This is a genomic window from Kitasatospora sp. NPDC057223, assembly GCF_042669755.1.
In the GTDB taxonomy this organism is placed as follows: domain Bacteria; phylum Actinomycetota; class Actinomycetes; order Streptomycetales; family Streptomycetaceae; genus Kitasatospora.
The window spans coordinates 16261-29422 of the sequence record NZ_JBHUWW010000009.1 but is presented as its reverse complement, the minus strand read 5'-3'; the positions used below and the strand labels follow the sequence as shown (position 1 = coordinate 29422).

11 protein-coding genes are annotated in these 13162 nt (G+C 70.8%); 7 read left to right on the top strand and 4 right to left on the bottom strand.

All coding sequences use genetic code 11. From position 1 onward, the window contains the following. Positions 1-40: 40 nt before the first annotated feature. Together ACFUK0_RS05905 and ACFUK0_RS05900 are read left to right on the top strand one after the other, a co-directional pair. Positions 41-1525, top strand: a complete 1485-nt coding sequence (locus ACFUK0_RS05905) for an APC family permease (protein WP_380246817.1) — start codon at positions 41-43, stop codon at positions 1523-1525. Further along, on the top strand, positions 1522-1959 hold the full coding sequence (locus ACFUK0_RS05900) for a hypothetical protein (protein ID WP_380246816.1): 438 nt from the start codon (positions 1522-1524) through the stop codon (positions 1957-1959). Before ACFUK0_RS05905 ends, ACFUK0_RS05900 begins: the two co-directional genes overlap by 4 nt. Positions 1960-2482: 523 nt before the next feature. Here ACFUK0_RS05900 and ACFUK0_RS05895 read toward each other — a convergent pair. Continuing rightward, a complete protein-coding gene (locus ACFUK0_RS05895) occupies positions 2483-3052 on the bottom strand; it encodes a sigma-70 family RNA polymerase sigma factor (RefSeq protein WP_380246815.1) in 570 nt (189 codons plus the stop codon). A gap of 398 nt (positions 3053-3450) precedes the next feature. Next, complete coding sequence (locus ACFUK0_RS05890) at positions 3451-6375, bottom strand: BTAD domain-containing putative transcriptional regulator (RefSeq protein ID WP_380246814.1); 2925 nt, start codon at positions 6373-6375, stop codon at positions 3451-3453. A 627-nt stretch (positions 6376-7002) separates the two neighbouring features. Between ACFUK0_RS05890 and ACFUK0_RS05885 the strand changes: the two genes are divergently transcribed. Both ACFUK0_RS05885 and ACFUK0_RS05880 read left to right on the top strand, forming a co-directional pair. Then, on the top strand, positions 7003-7830 hold the full coding sequence (locus tag ACFUK0_RS05885; RefSeq protein WP_380246813.1) for an alpha/beta fold hydrolase: 828 nt from the start codon (positions 7003-7005) through the stop codon (positions 7828-7830). 71 nt (positions 7831-7901) lie between these two features. Then, complete coding sequence (locus tag ACFUK0_RS05880; RefSeq protein WP_380246812.1) at positions 7902-8735, top strand: alpha/beta fold hydrolase; 834 nt, start codon at positions 7902-7904, stop codon at positions 8733-8735. A gap of 188 nt (positions 8736-8923) precedes the next feature. On the opposite strand, the gene ACFUK0_RS05875 is transcribed toward ACFUK0_RS05880, so the two are convergent. Continuing rightward, positions 8924-9412, bottom strand: a complete 489-nt coding sequence (locus ACFUK0_RS05875) for a MarR family winged helix-turn-helix transcriptional regulator (RefSeq protein WP_380246811.1) — start codon at positions 9410-9412, stop codon at positions 8924-8926. Between the two features lie 116 nt (positions 9413-9528). On the opposite strand from ACFUK0_RS05875, the gene ACFUK0_RS05870 reads away from it, so the two are divergent. After that, positions 9529-10779: an amidohydrolase family protein gene (locus ACFUK0_RS05870; protein WP_380246810.1), complete on the top strand. Its 1251-nt coding sequence runs from the start codon at positions 9529-9531 to the stop codon at positions 10777-10779. A 187-nt stretch (positions 10780-10966) separates the two neighbouring features. After that, a complete protein-coding gene (locus tag ACFUK0_RS05865) occupies positions 10967-11488 on the top strand; it encodes a TerD family protein (RefSeq protein ID WP_380246809.1) in 522 nt (173 codons plus the stop codon). Positions 11489-11699: 211 nt separating this feature from the next. Here ACFUK0_RS05865 and ACFUK0_RS05860 read toward each other — a convergent pair whose 3' ends face one another. Beyond that, the gene (locus tag ACFUK0_RS05860) at positions 11700-12296 is read right to left on the bottom strand and encodes a helix-turn-helix domain-containing protein (protein ID WP_380246808.1); all 597 of its coding nucleotides are present in this window, start codon (positions 12294-12296) and stop codon (positions 11700-11702) included. A gap of 185 nt (positions 12297-12481) precedes the next feature. Between ACFUK0_RS05860 and ACFUK0_RS05855 the strand changes: the two genes are divergently transcribed. Beyond that, positions 12482-12979, top strand: a complete 498-nt coding sequence (locus ACFUK0_RS05855) for a YbaK/EbsC family protein (RefSeq protein WP_380246807.1) — start codon at positions 12482-12484, stop codon at positions 12977-12979. Positions 12980-13162: the final 183 nt, after the last annotated feature.

The window sequence follows — 13162 nt, the reverse complement described above, 5'->3', positions numbered from 1 at the left end:
CGCGACGGACGCGCGGACGAACGGGACGAGGTGGCGCCTGATGAGTGCTGGGGACGTACCAGCCGACGGCCGGCCGGCCAGGGCGAGGGCCGCCGGCGCGGTCGCCGCCGCAGCCACGCCGCAGAAGATCAGCTGGCTGACGCTGGCGTTCATGACGACCAGTTCGGTGGCGAGCCTGCGGGCCGCGCCCACCATGGCCGTGTACGGCCTCGCCTGCGTCTTCCTCTACCTGCTGCCCGCGGTCGTGTTCCTGCTGCCCACCGCCCTGGTGTCGGCGGAGCTGGCCTCCGGGTGGAGCGGCGGCGTCTACAACTGGGTCGCGCAGGGCCTGTCGAAGCCACTGGCCTTCCTCGCCGTCTGGTGCCAGTTCGCCATGACGATCTTCTACTACCCCAGCCTGCTGGCCTTCGTGGCCAGCACGATCTCCTACGTGATCAACCCGGCGCTGGCCAGCAACGGCCTCTACACGGCGATCGTCATCGTCGTCCTGTACTGGACCGGCGTCTGGGTGTCCTCCCGCGGCACCAACGCCGTCGCGGGACTGGCCTCCGGGGGCCTGATCATCGGGACGCTGATCCCCGGTGTGCTGCTGGTCCTGCTCGGGTTCGTCTTCCTCGGGCAGGGCAACGCCTCCGCCGCACCGATGGACTCCTCGCACATCTTCCCCCAGTGGACCGGCATCGCCAGCCTGGTGCTCATCGTGAACAACTTCCTCAGCTACTCCGGCATGGAGATGAACGCGGTCCACGTCAACAAGCTGCGCAACCCGGCCAAGGAGTTCCCGAAGTCGATGTTCCTGGCCATGGGCATGGTGCTGCTGATCTTCATCCTGCCGGCCCTGGCCATCAGCTGGGTCATCCCGGCCGACCAGCTCAGCCTCACCGCCGGTGTCATGCAGGCCTTCGACGCCTTCTTCCAGTACTTCCACATCGGCTGGCTGGTCCCGATCGTCGCCTTCGCCCTGTGCGCCGCCTCGCTCGGCGGCATGCTCACCTGGCTCGCCGGCCCCTCCAAGGGCCTGCTGCTGATCTCCCGCCAGGAGGGCTACCTCCCGCCGTTCCTGCAGAAGCTCAACAAGCACGGCATCCAGCAGAACATCCTGGTCACCCAGGGCCTGCTCACGACGGTCATCGCCCTGCTGTACGCGCTGATCCCGAACGTGTCCAGCGTCTACTGGATCTTCTCGGTCATCACCACCCAGGTCTACCTGATCATGTACCTGCTGATGTTCCTCGCCGCCATCCAGCTGCGCCGCAAGATGCCCGACCACCCCCGCGGCTACCGCGCCCCGCTGCTCACCACGCTCTGCGTCGTCGGCTTCGTCGCCTCGGCGCTGGCCATGGTGATCGGGTTCATCCCCTCCTCCCAGTTCGGCAACGGCAGCAACCTGGCCTACATCGGCATCGTCGGCGGCGGCCTGCTGCTGCTCGGAGTGATCATGCCGTTCGGCTTCCTGAAGGCACGCAAGCCCAGCTGGCGCCAGCCCGACGCCGACGCCGACGCGGTGGACGGAGGAGCGGCATGAGCGCCACCCGGATGTGGTCCCAGCACCGGTGGATCTACATCGGCGCGATCGTGGTACTGGTCGCCATGATGATCATCGGACTGTTCACGTACACCCAGCAGAAGAACACCAACGAGGCCTACCGGAAGGCGAACCAGCTGAACGAGGCCCTCGTCGCGAAGGGCTTCGCCGCCCGCAACCCGAACAACATCGCCAACACCCTGGGCACCGACGGCGGCGTGGTCTGCGAAGACCCCAACTCGGACCTGAGGCGGGGCCTGTGGCTCGTCCAGATCGCCAACGGCGCCGGCGGCCCCGGCATGCGGCCGGTCATCGCCGACCGGTTGATCCTGGAAGCCGGCGCCGAGGTGGTCAAGGTCTACTGCCCGGACAAGCTGGACGCCTACCAGAAGAAGATCAACAACCTCAAGACCTCCGACGTCATCAACCCCTGAAGCAGCCGCCCGGCACCGAAGGCACGGCCCCGGCTCCAGGGCCGTGCGGCGCCGGACGGGCCGGAGGCCGCACAAGGCCCGGGCCCGCTCAGGGAACCGTGGAGAAGTCTCGTCCTCGCAGGTCACAAGACATCTCCTCGCTCCCGGCCCCACCCCCGGCAGACATTCAACCGGTGGATCCGGGCTCAGCGGCCCCGGCCTCGGGGGCCGCAACACCCTCGAACGCGCTCAAGCCCACACGGGAGAGCACCCGGGTCACACCGGCGAGCCGTTGCCGTTCGGCCGTGCAGTTCGCACAGCCGCCGAGATGCTCGGCGCTCGCAGCGTCCAGCCCTCCTGCCCGCGCTCCGGTCAGGGCCAGGACGGCCAGCTCTTTCCTGGTCTGCTCGCACTGCACAGCCATTCCTCCGACATCGGCTTCACTTGCCACGCCTGAAATCTCCCAGCCCGGAAGGAGTCCGTACCGTCCTGCGGATCCAGCCGGCACGACCGCGGAGGGACACCTCGCACTACTCGCTCCTCGCTACTCGCCGACCAGACCTCGCTCCTCCAGCGCCTTGCGGAGCGCGCGCACGGCGTAGAAGGCGCGACTCTTGACGGTGCCGGCCGGGATGCCGAGGTGCTCGGCGGTCTGGGCGACACTGAACTCCAGGTAGTACATGAGCTTGATGACCGTCCGCTGCTGGTCGTTCAGCTCCTGCAGTGCGTCAAGCACCACGTGGAGAGTGAGCGCGGTGTCCGGAGCCTCCCAGACGGCGTGGAGCTCCTCGACCGGCAGCAGGTCGAGCGGCCGAAGCTGCCGAGCACGGTGATGGTCGACGACCAGGTTCCTGACCACGGTGAAGAGCCACGGCCGGACGCGCTCGTCGCGGGCAGCCAGCAACCGGGCGTGCTTCCAGGCCCGGGCCGCCGTCTCCTGGAGGATGTCCTCGGCCTTGTGCCAGTCGCCGTCCAACAGCCGGGCGGCGTACCGCAGCAGCAGCGGGCCGTACTGGTCGTAGACAGTCCGGACGAAGGTGTCGCGGTCGACGTCCGGCACGGTGTGCGGGACATGCGCCCGACCGGGGGCGAGAGTGCGGGTCCCCGCTTCCATGGTCCCGTTCATAGGTGGCGCCCAATCATGTTCCGTGAGTCTGTGATGTGTCTCCCGCCAGGAGGCGGGCAGGCAGGACCACGCTCTCCGGAACACCTTGACCAAACCTTGTCGTCCACTTGCCGCGTCGGGCCGTCACGCTTGTCATGGCGGCGCACCCGCGTACACCCGGCCCATGGGCGAGCAGCGCAGTCGGAGCGGCGGGCCTACCCGGACCGCCCTGCCCGGATTCGTGAGGACCGCTGGAGAAACGCGCAGGCAGTTCCCCCGTGCGTCCGGTCGATACGTGTCCGTTCGCCGCACGGACCAGCTGTCGAGGGCCGCCCTCACCTATGCGGCAGCGCGGTGGCCGTCCCGCCCGCGCCGGCATGCGTGCGGGTCCGGCGCAGTCTCACGTCTCATGCTTCGGTCGCGCCGGTTGCCGGCACGTTCAGGACGGCGAGCCGGACCCGGATGGCCTTCTGGCCTTCGAAAGCGTCCCTCCCCGGTCCGCCGGCGTCTTCCAGGGCCCGGGTCCAGGCCGCGCGTGCGCCCTCTCGGTCGCCCATGGCCAGATGGGTGTCGCCGATGTACATGAGCGACCGGATCGCGTGTTTGCGGTCGCGGCTCTCCTCGAACACCTCCAGTGCCCGGTGGTGGGAGGCCAGCGCCTCCCGGTGCCGGCCGAGGGTGTGACAGGCACGGCCCAGGCTGTCCCAGCACATCGCCTCCCGCCACGGTGCGTCCAGACTCCGGAACACCGTGATGGCCTCCTTGCTGTAGGCGATGCCCTGTTCGGGTCGGCCCAGGAGCGTGTGGTACGTGGCCACCGCGTTCAGGGGGTCGGACATCCACAGGGGGTCCTCGGTCGCCCGGGCCAGCTCCAGCGATCGCTCCGCCCGCGCCAGGGCTTCTTCGTTGCGGCCCAGCAGACCGAGCACGTACGAGGCCGCGTACTGGGTGCGGACCTGCTCGATGAGGGCCTCCGGGTCGTCGGAGGAGTCGAAGTGAGCGGCTGAGAGGTCCAGCCGGCTCATGGCCTCGCCCTGTCGGCCCAGCTGGCCGTGCAGGACACCCATCATGCGCAGACACCGCCCCTGCTCGAAGCGGTCACCCAGGCGGCGGGCGGAGTCCAGGGCGTGGGACAGCACGGTGATGCCCTCCGACCAGCGTTCGTGGCGGTTCAGATGCTCCTTCAGCACCCGGGCCAGGTCGGTGACGTTGCGGTCGAGACCCTGGGCGACGGCGGTCTGGAACAACCGGATCAGCACCGGCTGTTCGGCGGTGAACCAGCGCGCCACCTGCTCGTGGTCCCCGAGCTGTTCGGGGACGGTGCCGGGGCTGAGCGGACCGGGCGCCACGGGCTTCGGCTCGTGGTTCAGCAACCGGTTTCCGGCGTGGCCGGTGAAGGCGTAGTGGTCCAGGACGCGGATGGTGGCGTCACGGCGTTCGGCGGGGGTGTCCTGGTCGTCGGTGAGTTCGGCGGCGTAGTCGCGGAGCAGGTCGTGCAGGGCGTAGCGGCCGGGCAGGGACTGTTCGACGAGGCGGACCTGGGTCAGCTCGGTGAGCAGGCGGCGGGCCCGGGGAAGGGGGAGCATGGCGAGGCTGGCGACGGCGGGGGCGGTGATGTCGGGCCCGGGATGCAGGGCGATGAGGCGGAAGAGGCGGGCGGCGGACCGGTCGAGGGCCCGGTAGGACCAGGAGAAGACGGTGCGCGGATCGGTGTGGGCGTCGAGGGCGGTGAGGGCGTCGAGGCGGCTGCCGGTTGCGCGCAGGTCGTCGGCGATGGCGCTCAGGGGGAAGGTGGGGTTGAGGGCGGCACGGGCCGCGATGACGGCCAGCGCCAGGGGCAGGTGCCCGCACAGCCGGATGATCCCGGTGGTGGCGTCCGGCTCGGCCTCCAGGCGTTCGTCCCCGAGGCGGCGGGCCAGTATCTCGTGGGCCTCCGTTTCGGAGGGCAGCGTGAGGGTCAGGGGGCGCGCACCGCTGCCGGCGATGAGTCCGGCGAGCTGGCTGCGGCTGGTGACCAGGGTCAGGCAGCCGGATCCGTTCGGCAGCAGGGGCCGGACCTGCTCCTCGTCGCGGGCGTTGTCCAGGACGACGAGGATGCGTCGCCCGGTCAGCGTGCTGCGGAACAGGGCGGTGCGGGCGGTGCTGTCCGCCGGGATCCGATCGGCGGGGACACCCAGTGCGGTGAGGAAGCCGTGCAGGACGTGGGCGGGGTCCAGGGCGGGCGTATCGGGATGAAAGCCGCACAGGTTGACGAACAGTTGACCGTCGGGGAACAGGTGGGCGACCTGGTGGGCATGGTGGACCGCGAAGGTGGTCTTGCCCACTCCGGGTGCCCCGCCGATGACCACGACGCGGGCGGTGCCCGGGCCCGGGCGGTCCAGCACGTCGCGCGTGGCGGAGATCCAGGCTGACTCGGCCACCCGGCCGGCGAAGACCGCCAGGTCGTGGGGCAACTGCGCCGGACGCGCCGGCGATGAGGGGTGGCTCTCCGGCATCGGCGCCCCGGGGGCCGCGGGCCCGTCGGTCCTCACCGCCGACGGTGCACGGGAGCGCTGGGAGCGCTCCCGTCCGGTACCAGGTGACGGCGGCGTCGTACGGGTGCCCGGCGACGGCGGCGGGGCGAGGACCGGCAGGTCGTGGTGGAGGATGCCGTGGTGGAGGGCGCGCAGTTCTGGGCCGGGGTCGAGGCCGAGTTCGTCGGCGAGGTGCCGTCGCAGGTCTTCGTAGCGCAACAGCGCTTCGGGGTGGCGGCCCGCCAGGTACAAGGCGCGCAGGAGCAGGGCCCAGCCGGTCTCGTGCAGGGGATGACGGGCGGTCAGCTGCTCGGCGGCGGAAACCGCTCGCGGGACCTGACCGTCCAGCAGCAAGGCGGTGGCGTGCAGTTCGGCGGCGCTCTGCCGCAGACCCTCCAGTCGGGCGATCTCCGGCGCGGCGAATGCGTGGTCGGTGGCGTCGGCCAGGGCGGCACCGCGCCACATGCCCAGTGCCCGCTCGACGGTCCCCAGCGCATCCGCGGCTCGGCCGGCCGCCAGGTCCAGCCGGGCGTGCAGGACCGCCTCCGCGAAGCGGACCGTGTCCCGGCTCTCCGGCGGCACCCGCAGGACGTACCCGGCGGGCTCGGTCACCAGGATCTCGAAGCGTCCGGGTCCGCGTCGCCGTGGTTCCAGCACCGCACGCAGCTTGCTGACATGCGCGTGCAGGGACGGCATCACGACAGCCGGGGGCCGCCCCTGCCACAGGTCCTCGCACAGCGTCTCCGACGCGACCGCGTGGCTGTCGGCGAGCAGCAGCCGGATCAGCAGCAGTCGCTGCTTGCGTCGGCCGGGGTCCACCGGCGCACCGTCGCGACACACGACCAACGGCCCCAGGACCGCGATCTGCACGCCTTGCCCTCCGGCCGGATCCGGGTCAACCGGCTGCCCGTACCGGGTGTTGCCCGACCCCACCATGTGTGCCCGTCTCCCCTTCCCCGCTCGGCGGCAGGTCCGCCCCCGGCCGGTGCACGGACACACGCACGGTAAACCGAGTGGCTGCGTACGGGCGGGTACGTCTCTGCATGCGGACCGCCTGCCGTTCGGCCACGGCGGCGAGCCGGTGGTGGCGCCGGGCAGCGTCCGGTGTGGGGGCTCACGGGCCGGCACCGAGGGCAAGGTGTCCCGGTGCCCGTCCCTGAACCGCACGAGAAAACTGCCGCACGCAAGGAGTGAACCGGACGTGCCGGCTCGTCGTGTCTCTGGCAGAAGACCTCGGCGCCGGCACCCGGCGCGAGGCCACCGGGACAGGGGAATGCCGCCCTCCCGGTGGTGAGCCGGACCGCAGCGCGGCGGTCCGCCCCGCCGGACCGGCGCGGCTCACCGAGCCTCGTCCCTCCCTCTGTCCACCGTGTCCCCGGCGGCGGACCGAGCCGCTTTCCGGCCTGCCCCGGCACTACGTTCACCCGCACGAGAAGGACGTTGATGATGCGCATCACCCACCCGACCCGCCCCGTCCGGCTGCTCGGCATCGCGGTCGCCGGCCTGTCCGTCACAGCCGCATCCCTGTCCGGCGTGGCCGATGCGGCGCCCCGTGCCCCGGTCCGGCCGACGATCGTGTTGGAGCACGGGGCGTTCGCCGACGCCTCCAGCTGGGACGGCGTCGTCCAGCGCCTGGAGCGGGCGGGCTATCCGGTGGTGGCCGCCGCCAACCCGCTGCGCGGCCCGGCCGACGACGCCGCCTACCTGCGCAGTGTCCTCGACCGCATCGAAGGGCCCGTGGTCCTGGTCGGCCACTCCTACGGCGGCACCGTCATCAGCCAGGCCGCCGCCGGACTCGAGAACAAGGTCAAGGCGCTGGTCTACATCGCGGCGTTCCTGCCCGACACGGGCGAGAGCTCGCTCGGGCTGACGAACAGGTTCCCCGGCAGCACCCTCGGCAACGCGGTCGAACCGGTGAACTACACGCTGCCGGACGGCAGTCAGGGCGCCGACGTCTACATCAAGCCCGACAGGTTCCGCCAGCAGTTCGCGGCGGACGTGCCCGCCGCCAGGGCGCGGCTGATGGCCGCCGGACAGCGTCCGGTCGCCGCTGCCGCACTGGAGGAGGCGTCCACCCAGGCCGCCTGGAAGACCATTCCCTCCTGGTCCCTGGTCACCACCCAGGACCTCAACATCCCGGTGGCCGCCCAGCGTTTCATGTCGGAGCGGGCACACGCCCGCACCACCGAGGTCAACGCCTCCCACGCGGTGTCCGTCTCCCGCCCCGATGCCGTCACGCGCGTCGTCGAGGACGCGGCCCGGAGCGTCCGCTGACCGGATTCCGGCCGCCGACCCGCACCATCCAGCACACCGAGACCCACCAACACCGAGAGGCAGCAATCACCATGGCGTTCATCACCGTCGGCCAGGAGAACTCCACCGACATCGAGCTGTACTACGAGGACCACGGCACCGGGCAGCCGGTCGTGCTCATCCACGGCTACCCGCTCGACGGCCACTCCTGGGAGAAGCAGTCCGCCGCCCTGCTGGCGGCCGGCTACCGCGTCATCACCTACGACCGGCGCGGCTTCGGCCGCTCCAGCCGGCCCACCACCGGCTACGACTACGACACCTTCGCCGCAGACCTCAACACCGTCCTGGAGACCCTCGACCTCGACAACGCCGTCCTCGTCGGCTTCTCCATGGGCACCGGCGAAGTCGGCCGCTACCTTGGGACCTACGGTTCCGGCCGGATCGCCAAGGCCGCCTTCCTCGCCTCCCTGGAGCCGTTCCTGCTCAAGACCGACGACAACCCCGATGGCATCGACGGAAACCTCTTCGAGGGCATCAAGCAGGATGTCACCGCCGACCGCTACGCCTACTTCACCGCGTTCTACCAGGACTTCTACAACCTGGACGAGAACCTGGGCACCCGGATCAGCGAGGAGGCCGTGCGCAACAGCTGGAACGTCGCCGCCGGCGCCTCCTGGTACGCCTCGCTGGCCTGCGTGTCGACCTGGACCACCGACTTCCGCACCGACATCGCGAAGATCGACGTACCGGCTCTGATCCTGCACGGCACCGCCGACCGCATCCTGCCGATCGAGGCGACCGCAGAGCCGTTCCTCAAGGCCCTTCCGCAGGCCGAGTACGTCGTCGTCGAGGGCGCCCCGCACGGCCTGCTCTGGACCCACGCCCAGGAGGTCACCGACGCCCTCCTCGCCTTCCTGGCCAAGTGACGAACCCGCCCCCTCCCCGGTGAGCAATCCGTGACCCGTACTCCGCCGCCGTGCCCACGGCGGCGGAGTGCGGTCACCCGTCGCGGGGCATCGCGCACACGGTGGGACCGCTGCGACGCCGATCGACGACCTGTCAGGTGACCCGGGGCGAGCCGAGGACCCTGTGGCGTCGGCGGCAGCGGCGGGCCTCAGTCGGCATGAACGGCCGGGCTGTTGCGGGCCCGGCCGTAGGCGGCACTGTCGTGGCTGTAGCGGCGAGCGAGCCGGGCGAACATCAGCCGGTCGTCGCTGCTCCAGTGGCCGGTGATCTCCTCGAAGGCGCGGCGCTGCTCGGCCGCGTACCGGCGGCGCTGCACCTCTCCCTGCGCGGTGAGCTCCAGGACGGTGCGGCGGCCGTCACCCTGGGACGCCACGCGGCGTACCAGACCCTCGGCGATGCACGCCGAGATCAACCGGCTGGCGGCGGACTGGAGGTAGGCCATCTCGACGGCGACCTCGCCGACCGTGATCTCACCCGCCGCGTCGCAGATCACGTTCAGCAGGACATTGCGGGCGAGGTCCTTGCCAGTGCCCGGCGCGCGGCGGCGCAGCCGCGACAGGGCCGGCCCGATGCCGTCCAGGACCTGCTCCTCGTCGGGCGAAGAACCGGGGGCCGGGGGATTCTGCGCGTCGCTCATGGGCCCAGTCTAGGGCGAGGCACACAGGCTGCATGTTCATCACTGTTCGCAAGTGCATAACAAATGTCATATGCTTGCCGAGTGGTACGCACTGATCGGCAACACGGGAGTGAGACATGCAGATGACCACCGACGCCAGCACCACCACCTTCATCACCGGAGCCCGGATCTTCGACGGCACCAAGGTGACCGAACCGACCACGGTGCTCCTGAAGGACGGGAGGATCGCGTCGTTGGGCGGCCCGGCGCCGAGCGGCACCGAGACCGTGGACGCCACCGGTGGCACGCTGCTGCCCGGGCTGATCGACGCCCACGTCCACACCAGCCGGCCGGCGCTCGCGCTGGCACTGCGGTTCGGCGTCACCACCGAACTGGAGATGCAGGGCACCAACACCCGCGACAACCGGGCCTCCATCAGCGATGACGACACCGTCGCGGACGTCCGCTCCTCAGGATTCGGCCTCACCCCGCCCGGCGGCCACCCCAGCGAACTGTTCCCGGAGGGCTTCCGCCCCGGGCCGCCCCCCGGGGCCCGCCCGCAGGGCCCCGCCCCGGTCATGCCCTTCGTCACCACCCCTGCCGAAGCCGTCTCCTACATCCCCCGGCTCATCGAGAGCGGCTCGGACTACATCAAGTTCATGGTCGACGACGGCAGCATCGAAGGGCACCCCGGCCTGCCCATGCTCGACCAGGACACCCTCACCGCCGGCGTCGCCGAAGCCAAGAAGCACGGCATGCTCACCGTCGCCCACACCCTCACTGTCGACTCCACCCGGATGGCTGTCGAAGCCGGCGTCGACGGCCTCGTCCATCTGTTCATGGACCAGCCCCACACCCCCGAGATCATCGCGATGATCAAGGACTCCGGCGTGTTCATCGTCCCGTGCGCCGTCCTCAACGCCTCCATGATGGGCATCACCGGCAGCGACCTCGCGGACGACCGCCGCGTCTCCTCCCGCCTGGACGCCGACTGGGACAGCACTCTGCGGTCCAGCTTCGGCCACTACCCCCAGGGCAAGATCCAGGACGTCCTCGACAGCATCAAGGCCCTTCACGACGCGGGCGTCGACATCCTCGCCGGAACCGACGCCTCCCAGCCCCTGCCCTTCCTCGGCGGCCTCGCCCACGGCGCCAGCGTCCACCACGAACTCCAGTACCTGGTGCAGGCCGGGCTCACCCCCCTCCAGGCCCTGCGGGCCGCCACCGAAGTCACCGCCCGCCGCTTCGGCCTCACCGACCGGGGCCGCATCGCCGAAGGCCTGCGCGCCGATCTGCTCCTGGTCGACGGAGACCCCACCACCACCATCGCCGACACCCTCAACACCCGCGCCGTCTGGCGCCGGGGCACCCGGCTCACCACAGCCTGAGTCCGCCCGGCTCCCGGCACGGACCGGCGCGCCCCTGAACCAGGCCGGTCGGCCGGCCGGGCCCGAGGGCCGCACCCCGGAGAAGCTGACTTCATGTCAATGACATTGCCGTGCATTATCGTTGCCCGACAAGGGTCAGTACGCGATGCGCCGTGCCGGGTCGGTGCGACATTGAAGGGGGAGTCCGATGAGCAGTCTCAGCAAGGGTCTGGAACGAATCGAAGTAGGCCTGTTGTGGGATCCGAGCCCTGTGGGCTCGGCACGTCACGATCTGGACCTGGTCGCCGCGACGTACACCACCGACGCCCTGTCCGGCACCCCCGCCTACCTGGTTCACTTCGACAGCCGCGCTCCCGACGGCACGATCACACTCACCAGGGACAGCCCTGACGGCAAGGGCCTCGGCGTCGACGAGCGCCTGCTCCTGGAACTCGACCGGCTGGCGCACCGCTACCTCCGGGTCGTCGTGGGCGTCGCCATCCAGCAGAACGCCGGCCGGCTGACGTTCGGGGACATAGCGAACCCCGTGGTGAAGATCCGGAACGGGCGCGAGGAGTTCGCGGTCGTGGACTTCGCAGCCGCCGGTGAGGCAACGGCGGCGAGGGTCGCGGAGTTCGTCCGGGACAGCTCAGGGGCCTGGGGATTCCGGCCCGGGGTCCACGGCTTCGATGCCGATCCGGCGACCTTCGCGACGATCCTGGGCACCTGACCCCTGTTGGCGCCGGCCGGCCTGCCTGCCCCTGACCCGTGGGGTGCGGCCGGTCATCGGCATGGACCCCGGGCCGGACATGCTCCGACTCGGGGTGACAGCACAACTCCCGGGCCCTGCCGCACGAAACCGGCACGGCAGCGGGCATCAGCGCAACCGACTCCGCCCTTCCCCGGATCCGCGCTCCCCCGGGCACGAGATCCGATGGATCTCACTCGCCGGGCCGGGCCTCGCCAAAATGGCCTGCCCGGGAGACCCGTACCCCGGGCTGCGACAGCGGGACGGCCCGAAGAGCCGGGTAGCGCACGATCAGGACGGCCTCGACGTCCCCGGACGGTGCGCAGTACAGATGTGGAACGTCGGCGGCCCAGCGGGCGTGTTCGCCGGCCCTCACCAGACGGGGTGACGAGGCGTCACCGAGGCGTGCGGTGCCCGCCAGAACGACCATGTGCTCCTCGGTTCCGGGGGCGTGGGCGGCGGACTCCTGGACCGTGCCGGCACGGATCCGCACGCGGTACACCTCGCTGGTTGCGGCCGCGTCCTCGAAGCGCTCGGTCAGGACGGCGTCCACCGCACTGCCGGAGATCTCCGCTCCCGCTGCCGCACCGGCCAGGATCCGACCGAGTGGGACCTCAAGCGCGGTCGTGAGCGCGTACAGGGTTTCCAGCGTGGGATTACGCCGGCCGCCCTCCAGCTCCGAGAGCGTGCCCTTCCCGACCTTCGACCGCCGGGCCAGTTCGGACAGTGACAGCCCCCGCTCGGCCCGCAGTTCCCGGATGCGTCGGCCTACTTGGTCAGCCAGCTCCATGATCGCCCTCCCGCTGCTCCGCCTCGTTGACTGCGGTCTCCACGGGGCCTATCGTTCCATATTCAGAACGTTCTGTTTGCGGAACGCGACCATCGGATTCCTGCACCGCCGGTCCATCGGTCCGGTGACACGCGGCCCGGAACCACAGGCCCTCGCCAGGCCGAAACCCGAGAACAAGGAGTGGCATGACAACGCCGAGCGGACCTCTGCCCACCCGCAGTCAACCTGTGGCCCGAGCCTTGGTGGCGGCCGGGATCCCCGGCAGGATCCGCCGGTTGGCAGAATCGGCGCGCACGGCCGCCGAAGCCGCCGACGCCCTGGGCTGCGAAGTCGGCGCCATCGCCAACAGCCTCGTCTTCATCTCCGATGACGTGCCCGTCATGGTCCTCACGAGCGGCCGCCACCGGGTGGACACCGCGGAACTCGCCACCCGCTGGGGGCGTGGCGAACTCCGCCGCGCCACGGCCGAGCAGGTCCGCCAGGCCACGGGACAGGCCATCGGCGGCGTCGCCCCCGTCGGCCACCCCAACCTGCTTCCCACCGTCGTCGACCGAGCCCTCGCGGACTACCCGAGAATCTGGGCCGCCGCCGGCACCCCGCACACCGTCTTCCCCACGACTGCGGACGAACTGGTCCGACTGACCGGCGGACGACTTCTCCCCGTCGTCGGCTCTGTACTCTGAACGGCCCTGTCCCGTAGTCGGTGGCCAGGAAGGTGACGGGCGGCGTTCTCGTCGGCACGCGCAGGGCCTCAGGAGGGTGGTGGCGTGCTCCGCCTTCCTGCGGACCTTGGTGAGGATGCGCCGGTTCCCGAGGTCGGCGAACCCGCGCTCGCGGGCTGACGGGCCAGTTCGCCTCTTCTGTGG

Excerpts from the sequence above, each read along its gene's own strand:
- ACFUK0_RS05860 (WP_380246808.1), bottom strand. The coding sequence starts at position 12,296 with ATGGAGCTGGCTGACCAAGTAGGCCGACGCATCCGGGAACTGCGGGCC.
- ACFUK0_RS05865 (WP_380246809.1), top strand. The coding sequence starts at position 10,967 with ATGAGCAGTCTCAGCAAGGGTCTGGAACGAATCGAAGTAGGCCTGTTG.
- ACFUK0_RS05855 (WP_380246807.1), top strand. The coding sequence starts at position 12,482 with ATGACAACGCCGAGCGGACCTCTGCCCACCCGCAGTCAACCTGTGGCC.
- ACFUK0_RS05880 (WP_380246812.1), top strand. The coding sequence starts at position 7,902 with ATGGCGTTCATCACCGTCGGCCAGGAGAACTCCACCGACATCGAGCTG.
- ACFUK0_RS05875 (WP_380246811.1), bottom strand. The coding sequence starts at position 9,412 with ATGAGCGACGCGCAGAATCCCCCGGCCCCCGGTTCTTCGCCCGACGAG.
- ACFUK0_RS05885 (WP_380246813.1), top strand. The coding sequence starts at position 7,003 with ATGCGCATCACCCACCCGACCCGCCCCGTCCGGCTGCTCGGCATCGCG.
- ACFUK0_RS05895 (WP_380246815.1), bottom strand. The coding sequence starts at position 3,052 with ATGGAAGCGGGGACCCGCACTCTCGCCCCCGGTCGGGCGCATGTCCCG.
- ACFUK0_RS05870 (WP_380246810.1), top strand. The coding sequence starts at position 9,529 with ATGCAGATGACCACCGACGCCAGCACCACCACCTTCATCACCGGAGCC.
- ACFUK0_RS05900 (WP_380246816.1), top strand. The coding sequence starts at position 1,522 with ATGAGCGCCACCCGGATGTGGTCCCAGCACCGGTGGATCTACATCGGC.
- ACFUK0_RS05905 (WP_380246817.1), top strand. The coding sequence starts at position 41 with ATGAGTGCTGGGGACGTACCAGCCGACGGCCGGCCGGCCAGGGCGAGG.